The sequence below is a fragment of the Cedecea sp. VD22 genome (assembly GCF_037150195.1).
In the GTDB taxonomy this organism is placed as follows: Bacteria; Pseudomonadota; Gammaproteobacteria; order Enterobacterales; family Enterobacteriaceae; genus Cedecea.
The window spans coordinates 1-22067 of the sequence record NZ_JBBCPX010000015.1 but is presented as its reverse complement, the minus strand read 5'-3'; the positions used below and the strand labels follow the sequence as shown (position 1 = coordinate 22067).

Here is a 22067-nt window from a genome sequence, read left to right as displayed (position 1 = left end):
GCAGTTTGTCTTTTTTTGTGAAATAAAAGGATACTTATGAAGCAGCTAAGCGGTGAAAGCTGGGTTAGTCGATTCCAGGGAAGTAGTGACACGCAAACCCTGAGTCCAATATTCCGGGCAAATGTTAATAATTTTCTAAAAAGCCTTGAAGATGCTGGCGTCAGGGTAACTATTTCGGCGACGTTACGTCCGCCGGAAAGGGCATATTTAATGCACTGGTCCTGGAAGCTGGCACGAGGCATGGTTGAACCCGCCAATATTCCTGAAAAATCGGGTGTGGAAATTGAATGGGTGCATAATGGTGCGAACGGAAAGGCTGACAGAAATAAAAGCATTAATGCGGCAAAAGCGATGGTCCGGGCTTATGGCATGTCCAATCTCAACGTTGCTCCGGCGTTAAGGAGCCGACATACGGAAGGCAATGCTATTGATATGACGCTGTCGTGGATGGGTAACCTGGAAATTAAAGATAATAAAGGTGAGACTGTTATTATCAAAACAATGCCCCGTGATGGCATGAATGCTCAATTACATGAAGTAGGGAAAAGCTTTGATGTGATAAAGTATCACGGCGGTGCTAACGATAAACCTCATTGGTCAACGGATGGTCGATAAAATGAATAAAAGCCTAATTTTCTGTGCGCTATTCTTTTTGGTTTCCTGCGCTCAGGCTGCGGATAAATATCCAAAAGACGTTACTGAGTTTCTAATAAATGCAGATGACTGCCAGCATTTATCTGGTGAATGGGATTCGAGCTTGCCAAAAGAGCAGCAAAAGGATATTGAAAAACAGGTTAATGTTATTTGTGGTAAAGCAAAATCGCAGCAGGGTGCTTTGAGAACTCGCTACCATAATGAAAAAAGTATTCTAGATGTGATTAACGAATACGATTTTTAGATGTCAGGGATATAACGGGCCGTGACGGACGGCCCGTTATGTTATGCAGTCCGGGGTAACTGACCGGCTTTACTTCCTTACTCCGTACCGTTTAAACCACGCCAGCATCCTTTCCCAGCCATCTTTGGCCGACGCTTCATGGTAGCTCGGGCGGTAGTCAGCGTTAAAAGCATGTCCGGCTTCCGGGTAAACAATGATTTCCGCTTTGGCATTGGCCGCTCTTAGTGCCTGGCGCATGGTCTCAACGCTTTCCTGAGAAATCCCGGTATCCTGACCACCATAAAGGCCTAGCACTGGCGCATTAAGATTGACGGCGATATCTACCGGGTGGTGATGAGAGTTCAACGTTTTCTCACCCGTCAGCTTGCCGTACCAGGCGACGGCCGCTTTCAGCTGTGGATTGTGCGCCGCATAAAGCCAGGCAATTCGCCCGCCCCAGCAAAAACCGGTGACCATCAGGCGATGCGCATCGCCGCCGTTGCGTGACGCCCAACTGGCCACATGATCAAGGTCGCCCAGCACCTGGTTATCCGGCACTTTTGAGACCAGGCCGCTTAACAACGTGGGGATATCGGCAAAATCTCCCGGTTCTCCCTGGCGAAAATAAAGCTCCGGGGCGATGGCCAGATAGCCTTCAAGCGCCAGTCGACGGCAGAGATCGCGGATATGTTCGTGAACGCCAAATATCTCCTGAATGACAATCACGACCGGCAGCGGGCCATCGGCATTTTTGGGCCTGGCGTGGTAAGCCGGCATATTGTCGCCCTGGCTTGGAATTGACGTTTCCCCAGAAAGAATAGTGTCGTCCGGCGTTAGCAAAGCGGTGGGGGCGATGGGGGATGCCGCCGGTGCGAAACCTTCGCCCGGTGTGTTATGTGTTGTTTGCTTTTGTTTCATGGTTTTCTCCGAACCAGCATTAGCGCAGTGTGATAACTATAGCCAGGATTAGTAGCAAATCTGGCGGGCAAAAAACGCCGTCAAAGTTCAAAAAATAGCCCGATTGACGCTTAATTGTGATGCTGATCGCATATGAATATACAAATAATGTAATTTGTTTCATCCAAAGTGAGCGTCATCACGAAATTATGCTCAGGGGTTCTGTAAAGTGTCGCTTTGCTTCTCCTGAAACCTACTCAACAGAGGAGTCTGTTATGTCCAAGTCTGATGTTTTCCATCTCGGCCTCACTAAAAATGACCTGCAAGGGGCTACGCTTGCCATCGTCCCTGGCGATCCTGAGCGTGTGGAAAAAATCGCCGCGCTGATGGACAAGCCGGTTAAGCTGGCTTCCCACCGTGAATTCACTTCCTGGCGTGCTGAACTCGACGGCAAGCCGGTTATCATCTGTTCTACCGGTATCGGCGGCCCATCTACCTCTATTGCCGTTGAAGAACTGGCACAGCTTGGCATTCGCACTTTCCTGCGCGTCGGGACTACCGGGGCGATTCAGCCGAACATCAACGTCGGCGATGTGCTCGTGACCACCGCATCTGTTCGCCTGGATGGTGCCAGCCTGCACTTCGCGCCAATGGAATACCCGGCTGTGGCAGACTTCGCATGTACTACCGCGCTGGTTGAAGCGGCAAAAGCCGTGGGCGCAACGACGCACATCGGCGTGACGGCATCCTCCGACACCTTCTACCCTGGTCAGGAGCGTTACGACACGCTCTCCGGCCGCGTAGTTAGCCGCTTCAAAGGCTCAATGAAAGAGTGGCAGCAAATGGGCGTGATGAACTATGAAATGGAATCCGCCACGCTGCTGACCATGTGCTCCAGCCAGGGTCTGCGTGCGGGTATGGTTGCCGGGGTCATCGTGAACCGTACTCAGCAAGAGATCCCTAACGCGGAAACCATGAAGAAAACGGAAAGTCACGCGGTGAAAATCGTGGTCGAGGCGGCGCGTCGCCTGCTGTAGTTTTGCTTTTCCGATCATAAGGCCGGCGCTCGCCGGCTTTTTTTATGCTTTGCGCGCTCCCTTCCGGAAAATCCCTTTTCATCTGGACATTTATACAGCAGAATTTTATTTTGCCGATGTTGGTATCGTTTTGGGGGAAGCATGGATATTTCACTGTTGTTTGGGCTGGGCATCGGGTTGGTGGGCTTGCTGACCGGCTGGCTTGTCGCCAGTCTGCGTGCGGCGCAGCGGTTGGCGGCTTTGCATGAAGAACAGCGTGAAATCTACGGTGAGCTTACAGCCGCGCGGCAGGAGCTTCAGCAAAACCAGCACTGGCGAGATGAGTGCGACCAGCTTAACCGTGAGGTCCGTGCTCAAATGGAAATTAACAGCGGGCAGGAAGCAGATATTCGTGAGCTGACCACGTTGCTCGAGCAAACCCGGCTCAATGCTGAAGACAAGCATCGCCAAATGCTTAACAGCGAGCAGCGCCTGAACGAGCAGTTTGAGAATCTGGCCCACCGTATTTTTGAGCAAAGCGGGCGTAAGGTTGAAGAGCAGAACCGCCAAAGCCTTAACGTGTTGCTTTCCCCACTTCGAGAACAGCTCGATGGCTTCCGACGCCAGGTCCAGGAGAGTTTTGGCCAGGAAGCACGCGAACGGCATACGTTGACGCACGAAATCCGTAACCTGCAGCAGCTCAATGCACAAATGGCGCAAGAGGCGCTCAATCTCACCAAAGCACTGAAGGGCGACAACAAAACCCAGGGTAACTGGGGGGAAGTGGTGTTAACTCGGGTATTGGAAGCTTCTGGCCTGCGTGAAGGGCATGAATACCAGACTCAGGTGAACATCCAGCTTGAAAACAACAGTCGTATGCAGCCGGATGTTATCGTCCGCCTGCCTCAGGGCAAAGACGTTGTTATTGATGCAAAAATGACGCTGGTGGCCTATGAGCGTTACTTCAATGGTGAAGATGAACTCACGCGTGAAAGTGCGCTGAATGAGCACATCGCCGCTATCCGCAGCCATATTCGCCTGCTGGGGCGCAAAGATTACCAACAGCTACCCGGGCTACGTTCGCTGGACTATGTGTTGATGTTTATTCCCGTTGAGCCCGCTTTCCTGCTGGCTATCGACAGGCAGCCTGAACTGATTAGCGAAGCGCTGAAAAATAACATTATGCTGGTGAGCCCGACGACGCTGCTGGTGGCGCTGCGCACTATTGCCAATCTGTGGCGCTATGAACATCAAAGCCGTAATGCCCAGCAAATCGCCGACAGGGCGGGGCGCCTGTACGATAAAATGCGCCTGTTCGTGGATGATATGTCTGCGATTGGGCAAAGTCTCGATAAGGCGCAGGATAACTACCGGCAGGCGATGAAAAAACTTTCATCCGGGCGTGGGAATATCCTGGTTCAGGCAGATGCGTTTCGCGGACTTGGCGTAGAAGTCAAACGTGAGATGAATCCAGATCTGGTCGAGCGCGCTCGTCAGGAAGATGAGGATGATTCGGCTCGACTGGGCCATGCGGGCGAAGAACCTGAGGCTGAATTCGATACTTTGTCTTCATCGCGCACGGGTGAAGAGCGTTAAACTGAGGCTGAGTAGCACGGTTGAATCATAGGGCTTTCACGCCCATTCTGTTACACTTCCCGAACATTTTCTTTATTAAGCAGGCATTGAGATGGTTGATGAATCCCAGGAGTCCGGATCCCAGGAAACAACGCACTTTGGCTTCCGTACCGTAGCTAAAGAGCAAAAGGTCGATATGGTGGCGAACGTGTTCCACTCTGTTGCGGCGAAATACGACGTAATGAACGACCTGATGTCTTTTGGTATCCACAGGTTGTGGAAACGCTACACGATAGACTGCAGTGGCGTACGTCGTGGCCAGCGCGTGCTGGATCTTGCGGGCGGTACGGGCGATCTGACGGCGAAATTCTCTCGCCTGGTTGGTGAGACCGGTGAAGTCGTATTGGCCGATATTAACGATTCGATGCTGAAAATGGGGCGTGAAAAGTTGCGCAATATCGGCATTGTGGGGAACGTCAGATACGTGCAGGCTAACGCCGAAGCGCTGCCATTCCCGGACAACACCTTTGACTGCATCACCATCTCCTTTGGCCTGCGTAACGTCACGGATAAAGACGCTGCATTGCGCTCTATGTTCCGCGTTCTCAAACCCGGTGGCCGCCTGCTGGTGCTTGAGTTCTCCAAACCAGCTTTCGAGCCGCTGAACAAAGCCTACGACGCGTATTCCTTCCACATTCTGCCGCGCATCGGTGAAATGGTGGCTCAGGACGGCGAAAGCTATCGCTACCTGGCAGAATCCATTCGCATGCACCCGGATCAGGAAACGCTGAAAGGCATGATGGAAGAAGCCGGGTTTGAAAACACCACCTATTACAATATGACCGGTGGGATTGTCGCCCTGCACCGTGGCTATAAATTCTAACAGGGAGCCGCGATGCCATTTATGTCGCTGATGACTGCCGGAATTGAAGGTGTGCTGAACACCTTCCTCTGGCGCGATCGTAGCCTGAAATCCGCGCGTCAACGCCTGCAGGGCAAGACGTTGCGCGTTAGCCTGAAAGAATTTTCAGCGCCGCTGGTGCTGGTGTTCAGTGAACAACAGCTGGACGTACTGAGCCAGTGGGAAGGTGAGGCGGATTGTAGCGTCACAACCCATATCGGCGTGCTGCCGAAACTGCGCGATCGCCAGCAACTTACCGCTCTGATTCGCAGCGGTGAACTTGACGTGGCAGGTGACATTCAGGTTGTACAAAATCTGGCATCGCTGATGGATCTCGCGGAGTTTGATCCTGCGGAACTGCTGGCTCCGTATATAGGCGATATTGCCTCTGAAGGTATCAGTAAGTTTGCGCGTCATGGCGGAAAGCTGCTGAAAAAAGGATTGATCCGCAATCAGCAGTATCTGGGAGAAGCGCTCACCGAAGAGTGGCGCGTTGCGCCTGGCTCACTCGAAGTGGCCTGGTTTGCAGAGGAAACCGAAGCGCTGGCACGCTCGGCGGACGCACTCAGCAAACGGCTGGATAAGCTGGAGGGCAAATGACGCCAGGAGAAATTCGCCGCCTTTATTTCATTGTCCGTACCTTTCTGAGCTATGGCCTTGATGAACTGATTCCCAAAATGCGCATTACGCTGCCGTTACGTTTGTGGCGGCGTTGCCTGTTCTGGATGCCGAATCGTCACCGTGATAAGCCTTTGGGAGAACGTCTACGCCTTGCGCTGCAGGAGCTCGGTCCCGTTTGGATCAAGTTTGGTCAGATGCTTTCTACCCGTCGCGATCTGTTCCCACCGATCATTGCTGACCAACTGGCTATGTTGCAGGACAGAGTTGCGCCTTTTGACGGTGCGTTGGCGAAGAAACAGATTGAACTGGCGATGGGCGGCATTCCCGTTGAAAGTTGGTTCGACGATTTTGACATCAAGCCTCTGGCCTCTGCCTCCATTGCTCAGGTGCATACCGCACGCCTGAAAGAGAGCGGCAAAGAGGTCGTGATTAAGGTCATTCGGCCTGATATCCTGCCGGTGATCAAAGCCGATATGAAGCTTATCTATCGCCTCGCCCGTTGGGTGCCGCGTTTGCTGCCGGATGGCCGTCGTCTCCGCCCGCTGGAAGTGGTGCGTGAATACGAAAAAACGCTGATCGATGAGTTAAACCTGCTGCGTGAAGCGGCGAACGCCATCCAACTGCGGCGTAACTTCGAAAATAGCCCGATGCTGTATGTGCCGGAGGTTTATTCGGACTACTGCACCGAGAACATGATGGTGATGGAGCGGATTTACGGGGTTCCGGTCTCTGACACCGTTGCGCTCGAAGCTCAGGGCACCAACATGAAGCTGCTTGCCGAACGTGGCGTGCAGGTCTTCTTTACGCAGGTCTTCCGCGACAGCTTCTTCCATGCGGACATGCATCCGGGCAACATTTTCGTGAGCTACGACCACCCGGAAGATCCGCAATACATTGGTATCGACTGCGGTATCGTGGGCTCGCTGAACAAAGACGATAAGCGCTATCTGGCAGAAAACTTTATTGCCTTCTTCAACCGGGATTACCGCAAGGTAGCCGAGCTGCATGTGGACTCTGGCTGGGTGCCGGCAGATACGAATGTCGAAGAGTTCGAGTTTGCGATTCGCACCGTGTGTGAACCTATTTTTGAGAAGCCGCTGGCGGAGATCTCCTTTGGCCATGTGCTGCTGAACCTGTTCAATACCGCGCGTCGTTTCAACATGGAAGTTCAGCCGCAGTTAGTTTTACTGCAGAAGACCCTTTTATACGTCGAAGGCGTCGGTAGGCAGCTTTATCCGCAGCTGGATCTGTGGAAAACGGCGAAACCTTTTCTGGAAAGCTGGATCAAAGATCAGGTTGGTATTCCTGCTCTGGTACGTGCTTTCAAAGAAAAAGCGCCTTTTTGGGTGGAAAAAATGCCGGAATTGCCGGAACTGGTGTACAACAGTTTGCGCCAGGGCAAGCAATTACAGCTTAGCGTTGATAAAATTCAGCGCGACCTGCAACTTCATCACGTGCGGCAGGGACAGTCGCGTTACCTGTTCGGCATCGGTGCCACGCTTATATTGAGCGGGACGCTGCTGCTGATCAACAAACCTGAGTGGGACTTTATGCCTGCCTGGTTGATGGCGGGGGGAATCGTTGTCTGGCTGATTGGCTGGCGGCGCTCTGCCTGAACTTTAATCGGAATTAACGGGTGATTGCCGTATAATAGCGGTTCTCATTGCCTTAACATCTTTATTCAGGAGTAGGTATGGGCATCAGTTGGCCACAATTGCTAATCATTGTTGTTATCGTTGTTTTATTGTTTGGCACCAAGAAGCTGGGCTCTTTAGGTTCAGATCTTGGCGCGTCTATTAAGGGCTTTAAGAAAGCCATGAGCGACGACGACGGCAAAGAGAAAGAAAATGGTGAGAAGGATGCTGATTTCACAGCGAAATCCCTCTCTGAAAAACCGAGCGACGTGAAAAAAGACGAAGCGAAAAGCAACGATAAAGAGCAGGTATAAACCGTGTTCGACATTGGTTTTGGCGAACTGCTGCTGGTGTTTGTGATTGGCCTGATTGTTCTGGGTCCGCAGCGCTTGCCGGTGGCGGTAAAAACAGTTGTTGGCTGGGTGCGCGCGCTGCGTTCTCTGGCTACCACGGTGCAGAACGAACTCGCTCAGGAACTGAAGCTGCAGGAACTGCAGGACAGCCTGAAAAAGGTCGAGAAAGCCAGTATGGATAATTTGACGCCTGAACTGAAGGCGTCAATGGACGAACTGCGCCAGGCCGCTGAGTCGATGAAGCGTTCTTATACCCAGCACGATCCTGAAAAGAACAGCGACGAAGCGAATACCATCCATAACCCGTTGGTTAAGGATGAACAGCTAAGTCATGACGGTGCCACGCCAGCCAATGCGGCACATCAGGCGGCTGCGCCTGATGCCGTACCTTCAGAGACGGTGACACCTGCACCCGTGGCGGTCGAAAACGTCGTCGAATCTGCTGTCGAGCCTCAGGTGAAGCCTTTGCCCGAGGCTGCACCCGTTGTCACCCCAACGCAACTTCCAGGTGAAAAATCGTAACTATGGCTGTTGAAGATACCCAACCGCTCATTAGCCATCTGATCGAGCTGCGTAAGCGCCTGCTGAACAGCATGATCGCCGTGCTGGTGATTTTCCTGGCGCTGGTCTATTTCGCCAATGACATCTATCAGGTGGTTTCCGCCCCGCTGATCAAACATATGCCGTTGGGCTCAACGATGATTGCGACCGATGTCGCATCACCGTTCTTTACCCCGATAAAATTAACCATTTACGTTTCGGTGTTCCTGGCCGCGCCGGTCATTCTGTACCAGATCTGGGCTTTTGTTGCCCCTGCATTGTACAAGCATGAGCGTAAGCTGGTGATGCCGCTGCTGTTCTCCAGCACGCTGCTTTTTTATATCGGCATTGCCTTTGCGTATTTTGTGGTCTTCCCGCTCGCCTTTGGTTTCCTGACAAAAACTGCGCCAATAGGGGTGGTCGTCTCGACGGACATCACGAAATATCTCGACTTTGTGATGTCGTTGTTCATGGCCTTTGGCGTAGCTTTTGAGGTGCCCGTCGCCATTATCCTGCTGTGCTGGATGGGGGTGACAACACCGGAATCATTGAAACAGAAGCGCCCTTATATTCTGGTTGGGGCTTTTGTTGTCGGCATGCTGTTAACGCCGCCGGATGTTTTCTCGCAAACCCTTCTGGCGGTGCCAATGTACTGCCTGTTTGAGGTTGGTGTCTTCTTCTCCCGCTTCTACGTCGGAAAAGGGCGTAATGGCGATGAAGATGATGAGCCTGAATCTGAAGAGACGCGCTCGGAAAAAGAGCAGTAATGAAATAACCGCCCTCAGGGGCGGTTGTCGTTTGGAGGGAGAGATGTTTGATATTGGCGTGAATTTAACCAGTTCTCAATTCGCAAAAGATCACGAGGATGTGGTCGCTCGCGCATGGCAGGCTGGCCTGAGTGGCATGATGTTGACCGGTACCAACCTCCATGAAAGTGAACAAGCGTTACGCCTGGCGCAGCAGCATGAAAACTGCTGGTCCACCGCCGGAGTGCATCCCCATGATGCCAGCCAGTGGAATGACGAAACTGCGGGTGCCATCCGCCGTTTAGCGGCGGCCCCGCAGGTCGTCGCTATCGGCGAATGCGGTCTGGATTTTAACCGTAACTTTTCTACTCCTGCAGAGCAGGAACGCGCTTTCACCGCGCAGTTGGCGCTGGCCGCGGAGCTGATGATGCCGGTATTTTTACACTGCCGGGATGCACATGAACGTTTTCTTGCGCTACTTGACCCCTGGTTGGATCAACTGCCCGGCGTGGTGCTGCACTGCTTTACCGGAACTGAAGAGGAAGCCCGCGATTGCCTGCTTCGCGGACTGTTTATCGGCATTACCGGCTGGGTTTGCGACGAGCGCCGTGGCCTGGCATTAAGAGAGTTACTTCCGGTTATCCCCGCTCAGCAACTGCTGCTGGAAACCGATGCGCCCTATTTGTTGCCCCGGGATCTACAACCAAAACCTGCGTCCCGCCGCAACGAACCCTGTTATCTGCCCCATATCCTGAATAAGGTCGCCGAATGGCGCGGTGAAGACCCGGCCTGGCTTGCGCAGGTAACAGATGACAATGCTCGTCGGTTATTCCGACTGGGTTTTAATCAGGAGAAAGTTAAATGAGCTATGCATTTCCCGGTACGTTTCCCGGGCGTCGTATGCGCCGCGTACGTCGTCATGACTTCAGCCGTCGTCTTGTGGCTGAAAACCAGCTGACGGTAAACGACCTTATTTACCCTGTGTTTGTCATGGAAGGCCACAACCAGCAGCAGGAAGTGCCGTCTATGCCGGGGGTTTATCGTATGACTATCGATCAACTGCTGAAAGAGGCAGAGGCGGTCGCGAAGCTGGGCGTCCCTGTGCTCTCTTTGTTCCCGGTCATTGAAAGCGACGGGAAATCGCTGCATGCGGAAGAAGCCTATAACCCAAATGGCCTGGTACAGCGCGCTGTGCGTGCGCTGAAAGATGCTGTGCCTGAGCTTGGGTTGCTGACTGACGTTGCCCTGGACCCTTACACCACTCACGGGCAGGACGGTGTCATTGACGCTGATGGCTATGTGATCAACGACGTCACTCGCGAGATTCTGGTTCGTCAGGCCCTTTCCCATGCTGAAGCCGGGGCCGAAATTGTCGCGCCTAGCGATATGATGGATGGACGTATTGGCGCTATCCGGGACCGGTTAGAAGCTGATGGCTTCGTGAATACCCAGATCATGTCCTATGCCGCAAAATATGCTTCCTGCTACTACGGCCCGTTCCGGGATGCCATTGGCTCTTCCGGTAACCTGAAGGGCGGCAATAAGAAGACTTACCAGATGGATCCGGCTAACAGCGACGAAGCTTTGCAGGAAGTGGCGCAAGATCTGCAGGAAGGGGCCGACATGGTGATGGTGAAACCTGGGATGCCTTATCTCGACGTTGTGCGCCGCGTGAAAGACACCTTTGGGGTGCCAACATTTGCCTACCAGGTATCCGGTGAATATGCCATGCATATGGCTGCGATTCAGAACGGCTGGCTGGCCGAAAAACCGGCCATTATGGAATCTTTGATGTGCTTTAAGCGTGCTGGCGCGGATGGCGTGCTGACGTATTTCTCAAAACGTGTTGCCCAATGGCTGCACGATGAGCAGATGCAGCGCTAGTTGCGATTCAGGAAGAAAGAGGCCAGCGTTTGCTGGCCTCTTTGCATTAAACCTTGCGGAAGTCGGTATTCCTGATGCTTTGCTGCACCTGCTTATTCAGTAAATTCAGCAGCAACATTGAGCGAGCTTCACCGTCTGGTTCAGCGAAGATGGCTTCTAATCCCTTGAAGGCCCCTTCGGTAATCACCACGCTATCGCCGGGATACGGCGTTTCTGGGTCGAGGATATTCTCTATTTGATAGTGCATCAGTTCATGAATCACTGTTTCCGGAACCGTTGCCGGCTGCGCGCCGAAGCGAACAAAATGGCTGACGCCACGGGTGGAATTCACCGTGGTGGTATGGATGGATTCTGGATCGAACTCGACAAACAGGTAATTAGGGAACAGAGGCTCGCTGACCGCAGCTCTTTTACCACGCACCATTTTTTCCAGCGTGATCATTGGTGTAAGACAATTAACTTCCTGGCGCTCAAGATGCTCTTTGGCGCGCAGTAATTGACCACGTTTACAGTAAAGAAGATACCAGGATTGCATAATTTCTCTTTTCGCCCGCTTCAGCGCGTCAGAATAACAAAACGTCCTTCGCAGAGATACACAGCTTCAGTATAACCTGTCTGGGGCGGCCAGCAGGCGGCCAGTTTCACGCTAATTTAACAAAAATACAGCATGGTGGCGGTGAAGTCCGTATAATGACGGCCAAATCCGACGTCACGATAAATTGCATGAAATACCACGACCTACGCGAATTTCTTGCGCTGCTTGAGCAGCAGGGCGAACTCAAACGTATCGCATTGCCTGTCGATCCGAATCTGGAAATGACCGAAATTGCCGACCGCACGCTGCGAGCCGGTGGCCCGGCTTTGCTGTTTGAAAACCCGAAAGGCTACACCATGCCGGTGCTATGTAACCTGTTTGGAACGCCGAAACGCGTAGCGATGGGCATGGGGCAGGAGGACGTTACTGCCCTGCGTGAAGTCGGGAAACTGCTGGCTTTCCTTAAAGAACCGGAGCCGCCAAAAGGCTTCCGCGACCTGTTTGATAAGCTGCCGCAGTTCAAACAAGTTCTGAATATGCCGACTAAACGTCTGCGTAATGCACCTTGCCAGGAGCAGGTTTGGGAAGGGGATGAGGTCGATCTTAATCGCATTCCGATCATGCGCTGCTGGCCGGAAGACGTCGCCCCGCTGATTACCTGGGGGTTAACGGTCACCCGTGGTCCGCATAAAGAGCGCCAGAATCTGGGGATTTACCGCCAGCAGCTGATCGGCAAAAACAAGCTGATTATGCGCTGGTTGTCTCATCGCGGCGGTGCGCTGGACTTCCAGGAATGGTGTGAGGCTCACCCGGGTGAGCGCTTCCCTGTCTCCGTAGCGCTTGGCGCAGATCCCGCAACCATTCTTGGGGCGGTGACGCCGGTGCCGGATGCGCTTTCCGAATATGCTTTTGCCGGGCTGCTGCGCGGGACCAAAACCGAGGTCGTGAAATGTATCTCCAACGATCTTGAAGTTCCTGCAGGTGCAGAAATTGTGCTGGAAGGTTACATTGAGCCTGGTGAAATGGCACCGGAAGGCCCGTATGGCGACCATACGGGGTACTACAACGAAGTGGATAGCTTCCCGGTATTCACCGTAACCCACGTCACCCAGCGGCAGGATGCGATTTACCATTCCACCTACACTGGCCGCCCGCCGGATGAGCCTGCGGTGCTGGGTGTGGCGCTTAATGAAGTGCTGGTACCCATCCTGCAAAAGCAATTTCCGGAGATTATTGATTTCTATCTCCCGCCGGAAGGGTGTTCATACCGACTCGCGGTAGTGACGATTAAAAAACAGTATGCCGGACATGCCAAGCGAGTCATGATGGGGGTTTGGTCGTTCCTGCGTCAGTTCATGTACACCAAGTTTGTTATTGTGTGTGATGACGACGTCAATGCACGCGACTGGAATGATGTTATCTGGGCGATCACTACGCGTATGGATCCGTCCCGTGATACGGTGCTGGTGGATAACACGCCGATAGACTATCTGGATTTTGCCTCCCCGGTTTCCGGGCTAGGCTCTAAAATGGGACTGGACGCCACCAATAAATGGCCGGGCGAAACCCAGCGTGAATGGGGGCGCCCAATCAAGAAAGATGTTGAGGTATGCGCGCGTATTGATGCAATCTGGGATGAACTGGCTATTTTTGATAACGACAAAGGCGCCTGAGTGGCGACCTTTACGGTTTAGCATTATTGACCCGACAGAGGGGACGCATGACAACCTTAAGCTGTAAAGTGACCTCGGTAGAAGCGATAACCGACACGGTATATCGCGTTCGATTGCTGCCGGAAGGCGATTTCTCATTCCAGGCCGGGCAGTATTTGATGGTGGTGATGGATGAGCGGGATAAGCGCCCGTTCTCTATGGCTTCCACGCCGAGCGAGCGTGAGTTCATTGAGTTACATATTGGTGCCTCTGAGCTCAACCTCTATGCCATGGCGGTAATGGACCGTATTCTGAAAGGGCAAGAAATTGTGGTTGATATGCCACACGGTGATGCGTGGCTGCGCGAAGATGAAGACCGTCCTCTTATCCTGATTGCCGGCGGCACGGGGTTCTCTTACGTTCGTTCTATTCTGCTGACGGCGCTGGCGCGTAACCCAGAGCGTGAAATTGCAATCTATTGGGGCGGCCGTGAAGAGAAGCATCTTTACGACCTGGCCGAGCTGGAAGGGCTGACCCTGCAGCATCCTAATCTGCGTGTTGAAGCCGTGGTTGAGCAGCCGGAAGAAGGCTGGCGTGGCCGGAGCGGGACTGTACTCACCGCCGTTATGCAGGATCACGCTTCACTGAGCGGGCACGATATCTATATCGCAGGTCGTTTCGAAATGGCGAAAATTGCCCGTGAACTGTTCTGCAACGAGCGCGGGGCGCTGGTTGAACATATGTTCGGCGACGCTTTCTCCTTTATTTAAGGCCGTTCGTCGTCAGAATAAGCCACCGCATCGTCGGTGGTTTTTTTTATCTTTCAGATATAAAAAACCCGCCCCTGACAGGCGGGAAACACGGCAACTAAACTCAGTTTCGTTTTTTATTAAACGCGTTCAAATACGGTCGCGATGCCCTGACCCAGGCCAATACACATGGTAGCCAGGCCAAACTGCGCGTCGCGACGCTCCATCAGGTTGATAAGCGTGGTGCTGATACGCGAGCCGGAGCAGCCCAACGGGTGGCCCAGCGCGATCGCGCCACCGTTCAGGTTGATCTTTTCGTCGATCTTATCCATCAGCCCCAGATCTTTAATGCACGGCAGGATCTGGGCGGCAAACGCTTCGTTCATCTCAAACAGGTCGATATCCTGAGCGGTCAGGCCCGCTTTTTTCAGCGCTAGTCGGGATGCAGGCACCGGGCCGTAACCCATAATAGACGGGTCGCAGCCGACGACGGCCATCGAGCGAACGCGTGCGCGAATTTTCAGGCCCAGCTCTTTGGCGCGAGTTTCGCTCATCAGCAGCATCGCGGATGCCCCATCGGACAGCGCCGAAGATGTGCCTGCGGTGACGGTGCCATTGACCGGATCAAAAGCAGGTTTCAGCGCCGCCAGCCCTTCAACCGTGGTTTCCGGGCGAATCACTTCATCGTAGTCGTAACGCTTCAGAACGCCGTCGGCATCGTGACCGCTGGTCGGCATAATTTCCGCTTTGAAGTGCCCGGCTTCTGTGGCAGCCCAGGCGCGCTGATGGGAACGCGCGGCAAACTGATCCTGCATTTCACGGCTGATGCCGTGTAAGCGGGAAAGCATTTCAGCCGTCAGGCCCATCATGCCCGCAGCTTTTGCCACGTTGCGGCTGAGGCCAGGGTGGAAATCAATCCCGTGGGTCATCGGTACGTGGCCCATATGTTCCACGCCGCCGATCAGGCAAGCATGCGCGTCGCCGGTTTGAATCATGCGTGCTGCATCGTGCAGCGCCTGCATGGAGGAACCGCACAGGCGGTTCACCGTGGTGGCTGGCACTGAATGAGGAATTTCCGCCAGAAGCGATGCATTGCGGGCAATATTGAAACCCTGCTCAAGCGTCTGCTGGACGCAGCCCCAGTAGATATCGTCCAGCGCTGCGGCTTCGAGTGCCGGGTTACGGGACAGGATACTGCGCATCAGATGCGCCGACAGATCCTCAGCGCGAACGTTGCGGAACGCGCCGCCTTTCGAGCGGCCCATCGGCGTACGGATGGCATCAACAATAACAACCTTTTCCATGTTCACTCCTCAGGCGCTTTTCAGGTCACTGGTCGGGCGGGCTGGCTCGACCGGGGGATAGTACGGCTCGTTGCGTGATGCTTTGGCCTTAAGGCCTTCAGGCACGACGTACAGCGGGCCTAGGTTTTGGTACTGCTGCGCCATGTCGAAATACTTCGCGCTGCCCAGGGTGTCCAGCCAGCGGAACGCGCCGCCGTGGAACGGAGGGAAACCGAGGCCGTAAACCAGCGCCATATCGGCTTCTGCCGGGCTGGCAATCACGCCTTCTTCGAGGCAGCGAACCACTTCGTTGATCATTGGGATCATCATGCGGGCGATAATTTCTTCGTCGCTGAAGCTGCGCTTAGGCTGGCTCACGTCTGCCAGCAGGCGATCAACAGCTTCGTCCTGGTCTTTGCGCGGTTTGCCTTTGCTGTCTTCTTTAAAACGATAGAAGCCCTGCTGGGTTTTCTGGCCGTAGCGTCCGGCATCAAACAGAACGTCGATTGCGTCGCGGTAATCTTTGTTCATACGCTGCGGGAAGCCTGCGGCCATGACCGCCTGTGCGTGATGGGCGGTATCAATTCCGACCACGTCCAGCAGGTAAGCCGGGCCCATCGGCCAGCCGAACTGTTTTTCCATCACTTTGTCGATCTGGCGGAAATCCGCGCCGTCGCGCAGCAACTGGCTAAAGCCTGCAAAGTAGGGGAACAGCACGCGGTTGACGAAGAAGCCCGGGCAGTCATTGACCACGATAGGGGTTTTACCCATTTTGCTTGCCCATGCCACCACTTTGGCGAGGGTGGCGTCTGAGGTTTTTTCTCCGCGAATGACTTCAACCAGCGGCATGCGATGCACCGGGTTGAAGAAGTGCATCCCACAGAAGTTTTCCGGGCGTTTCAGCCCGCTTGCCAGTTCGCTAATCGGGATGGTTGAGGTGTTGGAAGCCAGCACGGCATCAGGGCGAACCTTATCTTCGGTTTCTGCCAGCACCGCTTTTTTCACTTTCGGATTTTCAACTACGGCTTCAACGACAACGTCTACACGATCGAACCCTGCGTATTCCAGCGTTGGCTGAATGGTTGAAATCACCTGTGCCAGCTTCATGCCGTCAATTTTGCCGCGCTCAAGCTGTTTGTTCAGCAGCTTGCTGGCTTCATTAATGCCCAGCGCCAGCGACTTCTCGTTAATGTCTTTCATTAATACCGGCACGCCTTTCCAGGCGGACTGATAAGCAATGCCGCCGCCCATAATACCCGCGCCGAGTACGGCCGCGTGTTTAGGCGTTTCGATATCTTTGGTGAGTTTTTTCGCTTTGCCTTTGACAAACTGATCGTTCAGGAAGATGCCGACCAGCGCGCGGGCTTCATTGGAACGAGCCAGCGGCACAAAGCTTTGGGTTTCCAGCTTCAGGGCTTCATCGCGGCCAAGACCGGCGGCAGCTTCAATGGTTTTTACCGCAGTCATTGGCGCTGGGTAATGCTTCCCGGCGATCTGCGCCACCATGCCTTTAGCAATGGTGAAGCTCATACCGGCTTCGATTTTGCTTAAACATAACGGCTCAAGTTTCGGGGCGCGCTTTGCCTGCCAGTCCAGCTCGCCTTTGATCGCCTGGCGGAGGACTGCCAGTGCGCCGTCACGCAGTTTTTCGGTTTTTACCACACCATCAACCAGGCCAAGTTTTTGCGCTTCTGCTGCGCCAACGTCTTTGCCCGCGGTGATAATTTCAAGCGCGCTATCGGCACCCAATAAACGCGGCAGACGAACGGAACCGCCAAAGCCCGGCATAATGCCTAGCTTAGTTTCCGGCAGGCCAATACGGGTATCCGGCGTTGCCAGACGGTAATCGGTTGCCAGTACACATTCGCATCCGCCGCCCAACGCGTAACCATTCACCGCGGCGATGGTTGGGACGGGCAAGTCTTCCAGGCGGTTAAACACGCTGTTGGCAAATTGCAGCCAGTGGGTCAGCTGTTCGGCAGGGACCAGGAACAGCGACAGGAATTCGGTAATGTCGGCGCCAACGATGAAGGCAGATTTGCTGGAACTCAGCAGCAGGCCTTTGAGGTTAGGCTGTTTTTCAAGTACGGCCAGCGCTTCGCCGAGGCTGGCGACGGTCGCTGTATCCAGCTTGTTGACGGAGCCGGGGGCATCAAAAACCAGTTCGGCGATGCCGTCTTCCAGCCAGTCGAGATGTAGGGTTTCACCTTGGTAGAGCATGTCAGTCTCCTGAATCCAGCAATGGGATCTGGTCGTACCAGATGAAGCGGAGTGTGGAATTGATGTTAATGAAATGCAAATTTCTCTTTAAATATTTGCAAACTCGATCACAGGCGGCGGAAATAACTCGGCGGTTTGTCCGGTATGCTAAGATGCGATGCGAACAGAGACAAAAACAGAAGGATAAATTATGGAATCACTGGCCGCGCTGTATAAAGATCATGTGGCAACGCTACAGGAGCGTACCCGCAACGTTCTGGCGCGTTTTAACCTTGATGCATTACTTATTCACTCCGGGGAGCTGTTCAATGTCTTCCTCGATGATCATGCCTATCCGTTTAAAGTAAACCCGCAGTTCAAAGCCTGGGTGCCGGTGACCCAGGTACCTAACTGCTGGCTGCTGGTGGATGGCGTGAATAAGCCGAAGCTGTGGTTCTATCTGCCGGTGGATTACTGGCACAACGTGGAGCCGCTGCCGGAATCCTTCTGGACCGACGATATTGAAGTGATTGCGCTGCCAAAAGCCGACGGTATCGGCAGCCAGCTGCCTGCCGCACGCAGCAATATTGGCTACATTGGCCCGGTGCCAGAGCGTGCATTACAGCTGGATATCACGCCAGCCAACATCAACCCGAAAGGGGTTATCGACTATCTGCATTATTATCGCGCTTATAAAACGGACTACGAGCTGTCCTGCATGCGCGAAGCACAGAAAACGGCAGTCGTCGGCCATCGCGCTGCGCACGAAGCGTTCCTGTCCGGCATGAGCGAATTCGATATTAACATCGCTTACCTGACGGCGACCGGACACCGCGATACCGATGTGCCGTATGGCAATATCGTGGCGCTCAATGAGCATGCTTCGGTGCTGCACTACACTAAGCTGGATCATCGCGTACCTGCCGAAATTCGGAGCTTCCTGCTGGACGCTGGCGCTGAATATAACGGCTATGCCGCCGACCTGACGCGGACCTGGACGACCCAAAGCGACAGCGATTTCGCTCATCTGATTAAAGACGTGAACGAAGAGCAACTGGCGCTGATCGACACTATGAAGTCCGGTGTGCGCTATACCGATTACCACATCCAGTTCCATCAGCGTCTGGCTAAGCTGCTGCGTCGCCACAAGCTGGTCAACGACATCAGTGAAGAGGCGATGCTGGAAGCCGGGATCACTACCCCGTTCATGCCGCACGGCATCGGGCATCCGCTTGGGTTGCAGGTTCACGATGTAGCCGGGTTTATGCAGGACGATACCGGGACGCATCTGGCTGCACCTTCGCAGCATCCTTATCTGCGCTGTACCCGCGTGCTGGAACCTCGCATGGTGCTGACCATCGAGCCAGGCTTGTACTTCATCGAATCACTGCTGGCACCGTGGCGTGAAGGGCAGTACAGCAAACACTTCGACTGGAAGCGTATTGAGGCGCTGAAGCCGTTTGGCGGCATCCGCATTGAAGATAACGTCGTTATCTATGAAAACAGCATCGAAAACATGACGCGTAACCTGAAGCTCGCGTAATGGAAAGTTGGCCAATCCCTGCCGAGCCCGTCACGGTCAGCGAGGAGATCAAGAAAAGCCGCTTTATTACCTTTGTCGCCCATACGGATGGGGTAATAGCGGCTAAAGCATTTGTTGAGAAAATCCGGGCTGAACACCCGGACGCTCGTCACCATTGCTGGGCGTGGGTTGCTGGCGCGCCGGATGACTCGCAGCAGCTAGGTTTCTCGGATGATGGTGAGCCTGCAGGCACCGCAGGGAAACCTATGCTTGCCCAACTGATGGGAAAAGGTATTGGTGAAATCACTGCGGTGGTGGTGCGCTACTACGGTGGGGTGAAGCTGGGTACTGGTGGCCTGGTGAAAGCCTATGGCGGCGGCGTACAGCTGGCGTTAAACCAGCTTTCTACAGTGCTCAAAGTGCCGTTAACCGAATATACTTTGCATTGCGACTATTCGCAGCTGGCGGGTGTGGAAGCGCTACTCAAGCAAAGCGATGGTCTTATTGTGGAAAGCGACTTCCAGGCCATCGTTGCTATGCGCGTAGCGTTGCCGCAAACCCAGGTGGCTGCCTTCAACGCCAGGCTGAGTGACTTTAGCCGCGGTGCGTTGCATTTATTGCCGTTTGAACAATAATCCCACCTCGTTATTTATAGATATTTAAGGAAGCGGCTGAAATGCATTTTCGCGCCATTACCCGAATCGTTGGCCTGTTGGTTATCCTCTTTTCCGGAACCATGATACTCCCCGGCTTAGTGGCTCTAATCTATCGAGACGGTGCCGGCCGCGCCTTTACCCAAACCTTTTTTGTTGCGCTGGCGATAGGTTCTTTACTGTGGTGGCCAAATCGCCGTGAGAAAAGGGATCTCAAACCGAAGGAAGGCTTCCTGATCGTTGTGCTGTTCTGGACTGTGCTGGGCAGCGTGGGTGCGCTGCCGTTTGTCTTTGCCGAGCGGCCGAATCTGACGGTAACAGACGCCTTTTTTGAATCCTTTTCTGGCCTGACAACGACCGGCGCGACAACGCTGGTGGGGCTGGACTCTTTACCTCATGCGATTCTTTTCTATCGGCAAATGCTGCAATGGTTCGGCGGGATGGGGATCATCGTCCTGGCGGTGGCCATCTTGCCTATTCTTGGCGTCGGTGGGTTGCAGCTGTATCGGGCAGAAATGCCGGGGCCGCTTAAAGATAATAAAATGCGCCCGCGTATCGCCGAAACGGCAAAGACGCTGTGGCTCATTTATGTCCTGCTGACGATTGCTTGCGCGCTGGCGCTTTGGTTCGCGGGGATGCCGGCGTTTGATGCTATCGGACATAGCTTCTCTACTATTGCGATTGGTGGCTTCTCGACACATGATGCGAGCGTGGGCTACTTCAATAGCCCAACCATCAATACCATTATTGCTATCTTCCTGCTGATCTCTGGCTGTAACTACAGTCTGCACTTCTCCCTGCTGAGCGGGCGTAGCCTCAAAGTGTACTGGCGCGATCCGGAATTTCGGATGTTTATCGGTGTACAGCTCTCGCTGGTTCTGGTCTGTACTCTGGTGCTTTGGTTCCATAATACCTACCAGTCAGCCTGGCAGACTTTGAACCAGGCTTTCTTCCAGGTCGTGTCGATGGCGACCACCGCGGGCTTTACCACGGACAGCATCGCTCGCTGGCCGCTATTCTTGCCGGTTTTGCTGCTCTGCTCTGCCTTCATCGGCGGCTGCGCCGGATCTACCGGCGGTGGCCTGAAAGTGATTCGTATCCTGCTGCTGTTTAAACAAGGTAACCGCGAGCTGAAACGCCTGGTACACCCGAATGCCGTTTACAGTATCAAGCTTGGGAACCGGGCCTTGCCGGAACGAATTCTTGAAGCCGTATGGGGATTCTTCTCTGCTTATGCGCTGGTGTTTATCGTCAGTATGCTGGCTATCATCGCGACCGGCGTCGATGACTTCTCTGCTTTTGCCTCTGTTGCTGCAACGCTTAATAACCTGGGCCCGGGCCTTGGCGTCGTTGCCGACAACTTTGCCAGCATGAATCCCGTGGCCAAATGGATCCTGATCGTGAATATGCTGTTTGGCCGCCTTGAAGTATTTACCCTGCTAGTACTGTTCACGCCTACTTTCTGGCGCGAGTAACCGGAGCCTGTGTGAAAACCTTAATTCTGTTTTCGACCCGAGATGGTCAAACTCGTGAGATTGCTTCTTATATCTCTTCTGAACTGAAAGAGCTGGGCGTGGAGAGCGATGTGGTCAATCTCCATCGCTGCGAGGAACTTGCCTGGGCTAATTACGACCGGGTGATCATTGGTGCTTCTATTCGCTACGGACATTTCCATGCCTCTGTTGAGGCGTTCGTGAAAAAGTATCAGCTGCAGCTGAAGGAGCGCGCGAGTGCATTTTTCGCGGTCAATCTTGTTGCCCGTAAACCAGAGAAGCGTTCGCCGCAGACGAATCCTTATACCCGCAAGTTTTTGCTTAACTCGGTTTGGCAGCCCGATCATTGTGCCGTGTTTGCCGGTGCATTGCGTTACCCGCGTTATGGCTGGCTGGACCGCTTCATGATCCGCTTAATTATGAAAATGACCGGCGGTGAAACGGATACAAGTAAAGAAGTGGTTTATACCGATTGGCCGCAGGTAGCCCGATTTGCCCGTGAAATTGTACAGTTAAGCACCAAATAGCGTTGTAAATAAGCGGGTTGGCGAAAAAGAATGCGGTCAGAAAGTTTTTTTAAATAAACGCTTGTCACCGGCGAAGAACTCCCTATAATGCGCCTCCACTGACACGGAACAACGGCTTGCAAAGCGGCGTGTCAGGCGGAGTGAAGCGAAAAATAAATGCTTGACTACGCAGCGGGAAAGCGTAATATGCACAGCCCGCGCTACTGAGAAAGTAGCACTGCTCTTTAACAATTTATCAGACAATCTGTGTGGGCACTCGCAGGATTGATATCTCAGCATCTTCGGATGCAAACAAATATCAAGTCTTGAAGAGTGACTACTGATTTTATAAACAGTTTTAATTCTTTGAGCATCAAACACTTTTAAATTGAAGAGTTTGATCATGGCTCAGATTGAACGCTGGCGGCAGG

The 22067-nt window shown here is 53.6% G+C and carries 22 protein-coding genes; 18 read left to right on the top strand and 4 right to left on the bottom strand.

What is annotated here, in order from left to right; translation table 11 throughout:
• Positions 1-36 precede the first annotated feature (36 nt).
• Positions 37-615, top strand: a complete 579-nt coding sequence (locus WFK85_RS19890) for a peptidoglycan-binding domain-containing protein (protein ID WP_250153704.1) — start codon at positions 37-39, stop codon at positions 613-615.
• A gap of 1 nt (position 616) precedes the next feature.
• Entirely contained in the window at positions 617-898 is a 282-nt protein-coding gene (locus tag WFK85_RS19885) for a hypothetical protein (protein WP_250153703.1), read from the top strand.
• 69 nt (positions 899-967) lie between these two features.
• On the opposite strand, the gene WFK85_RS19880 is transcribed toward WFK85_RS19885, so the two are convergent.
• Positions 968-1795, bottom strand: coding sequence for a dienelactone hydrolase family protein (locus tag WFK85_RS19880; protein WP_166995893.1), 828 nt, complete (start codon positions 1793-1795; stop codon positions 968-970).
• 254 nt (positions 1796-2049) lie between these two features.
• Here WFK85_RS19880 and udp point away from each other — a divergent pair, with 254 nt between their 5' ends.
• From udp to hemB, 10 genes are all read left to right on the top strand, one after another.
• Positions 2050-2811 (top strand): uridine phosphorylase, encoded by a 762-nt coding sequence (gene udp, locus WFK85_RS19875; protein ID WP_166995895.1) that lies wholly within the window; start codon positions 2050-2052, stop codon positions 2809-2811.
• Between the two features lie 141 nt (positions 2812-2952).
• Positions 2953-4386, top strand: coding sequence for a DNA recombination protein RmuC (rmuC, locus tag WFK85_RS19870; protein ID WP_166879489.1), 1434 nt, complete (start codon positions 2953-2955; stop codon positions 4384-4386).
• 91 nt (positions 4387-4477) lie between these two features.
• Complete coding sequence (ubiE, locus tag WFK85_RS19865) at positions 4478-5248, top strand: bifunctional demethylmenaquinone methyltransferase/2-methoxy-6-polyprenyl-1,4-benzoquinol methylase UbiE (RefSeq protein WP_008455469.1); 771 nt, start codon at positions 4478-4480, stop codon at positions 5246-5248.
• Between the two features lie 12 nt (positions 5249-5260).
• Positions 5261-5866: a ubiquinone biosynthesis protein UbiJ gene (gene ubiJ, locus WFK85_RS19860; protein ID WP_166995899.1), complete on the top strand. Its 606-nt coding sequence runs from the start codon at positions 5261-5263 to the stop codon at positions 5864-5866.
• Positions 5863-7503 carry a ubiquinone biosynthesis regulatory protein kinase UbiB gene (gene ubiB / locus WFK85_RS19855; protein WP_008455465.1) on the top strand — a complete coding sequence of 547 codons (1641 nt, stop codon included), beginning with the start codon at positions 5863-5865 and terminating at the stop codon, positions 7501-7503. The genes ubiJ and ubiB overlap by 4 nt, the downstream gene beginning before the upstream one ends.
• A 77-nt stretch (positions 7504-7580) precedes the next feature.
• Positions 7581-7835, top strand: a complete 255-nt coding sequence (tatA, locus tag WFK85_RS19850) for a twin-arginine translocase TatA/TatE family subunit (protein ID WP_008455463.1) — start codon at positions 7581-7583, stop codon at positions 7833-7835.
• A 3-nt stretch (positions 7836-7838) separates the two neighbouring features.
• The gene (tatB, locus tag WFK85_RS19845) at positions 7839-8396 is read left to right on the top strand and encodes a Sec-independent protein translocase protein TatB (RefSeq protein ID WP_336709208.1); all 558 of its coding nucleotides are present in this window, start codon (positions 7839-7841) and stop codon (positions 8394-8396) included.
• 2 nt (positions 8397-8398) lie between these two features.
• Positions 8399-9181 carry a Sec-independent protein translocase subunit TatC gene (tatC, locus tag WFK85_RS19840; protein WP_008455457.1) on the top strand — a complete coding sequence of 261 codons (783 nt, stop codon included), beginning with the start codon at positions 8399-8401 and terminating at the stop codon, positions 9179-9181.
• Positions 9182-9224: 43 nt separating this feature from the next.
• On the top strand, positions 9225-10025 hold the full coding sequence (gene tatD / locus WFK85_RS19835; protein WP_336709206.1) for a 3'-5' ssDNA/RNA exonuclease TatD: 801 nt from the start codon (positions 9225-9227) through the stop codon (positions 10023-10025).
• On the top strand, positions 10022-11044 hold the full coding sequence (hemB, locus tag WFK85_RS19830) for a porphobilinogen synthase (protein WP_008455454.1): 1023 nt from the start codon (positions 10022-10024) through the stop codon (positions 11042-11044). The genes tatD and hemB overlap by 4 nt, the downstream gene beginning before the upstream one ends.
• A 46-nt stretch (positions 11045-11090) precedes the next feature.
• Here hemB and rfaH read toward each other — a convergent pair whose 3' ends face one another.
• Positions 11091-11579: a transcription/translation regulatory transformer protein RfaH gene (rfaH, locus tag WFK85_RS19825; RefSeq protein WP_008455452.1), complete on the bottom strand. Its 489-nt coding sequence runs from the start codon at positions 11577-11579 to the stop codon at positions 11091-11093.
• Positions 11580-11758: 179 nt separating this feature from the next.
• Here rfaH and ubiD point away from each other — a divergent pair, with 179 nt between their 5' ends.
• Positions 11759-13252 carry a 4-hydroxy-3-polyprenylbenzoate decarboxylase gene (ubiD, locus tag WFK85_RS19820; protein ID WP_336709242.1) on the top strand — a complete coding sequence of 498 codons (1494 nt, stop codon included), beginning with the start codon at positions 11759-11761 and terminating at the stop codon, positions 13250-13252.
• Between the two features lie 47 nt (positions 13253-13299).
• On the top strand, positions 13300-14001 hold the full coding sequence (gene fre / locus WFK85_RS19815; protein WP_008455448.1) for an NAD(P)H-flavin reductase: 702 nt from the start codon (positions 13300-13302) through the stop codon (positions 13999-14001).
• 119 nt (positions 14002-14120) lie between these two features.
• On the opposite strand, the gene fadA is transcribed toward fre, so the two are convergent.
• Positions 14121-15284 (bottom strand): acetyl-CoA C-acyltransferase FadA, encoded by a 1164-nt coding sequence (gene fadA, locus WFK85_RS19810; RefSeq protein WP_008455446.1) that lies wholly within the window; start codon positions 15282-15284, stop codon positions 14121-14123.
• Positions 15285-15293: 9 nt separating this feature from the next.
• Positions 15294-17483, bottom strand: coding sequence for a fatty acid oxidation complex subunit alpha FadB (gene fadB / locus WFK85_RS19805; RefSeq protein ID WP_336709205.1), 2190 nt, complete (start codon positions 17481-17483; stop codon positions 15294-15296).
• A gap of 190 nt (positions 17484-17673) precedes the next feature.
• Here fadB and pepQ point away from each other — a divergent pair, with 190 nt between their 5' ends.
• From pepQ to hemG, 4 genes are read left to right on the top strand one after another with little or no spacing between them, the layout of a single operon-like run.
• Positions 17674-19005: a Xaa-Pro dipeptidase gene (pepQ, locus tag WFK85_RS19800; protein WP_166995906.1), complete on the top strand. Its 1332-nt coding sequence runs from the start codon at positions 17674-17676 to the stop codon at positions 19003-19005.
• Positions 19005-19619 (top strand): IMPACT family protein, encoded by a 615-nt coding sequence (locus WFK85_RS19795; protein ID WP_008455441.1) that lies wholly within the window; start codon positions 19005-19007, stop codon positions 19617-19619. Before pepQ ends, WFK85_RS19795 begins: the two co-directional genes overlap by 1 nt.
• A gap of 41 nt (positions 19620-19660) precedes the next feature.
• The gene (trkH, locus tag WFK85_RS19790) at positions 19661-21112 is read left to right on the top strand and encodes a Trk system potassium transporter TrkH (RefSeq protein WP_008455438.1); all 1452 of its coding nucleotides are present in this window, start codon (positions 19661-19663) and stop codon (positions 21110-21112) included.
• Positions 21113-21123: 11 nt separating this feature from the next.
• On the top strand, positions 21124-21657 hold the full coding sequence (hemG, locus tag WFK85_RS19785) for a menaquinone-dependent protoporphyrinogen IX dehydrogenase (RefSeq protein WP_336709202.1): 534 nt from the start codon (positions 21124-21126) through the stop codon (positions 21655-21657).
• The last annotated feature ends 410 nt before the right edge of the window (positions 21658-22067 follow it).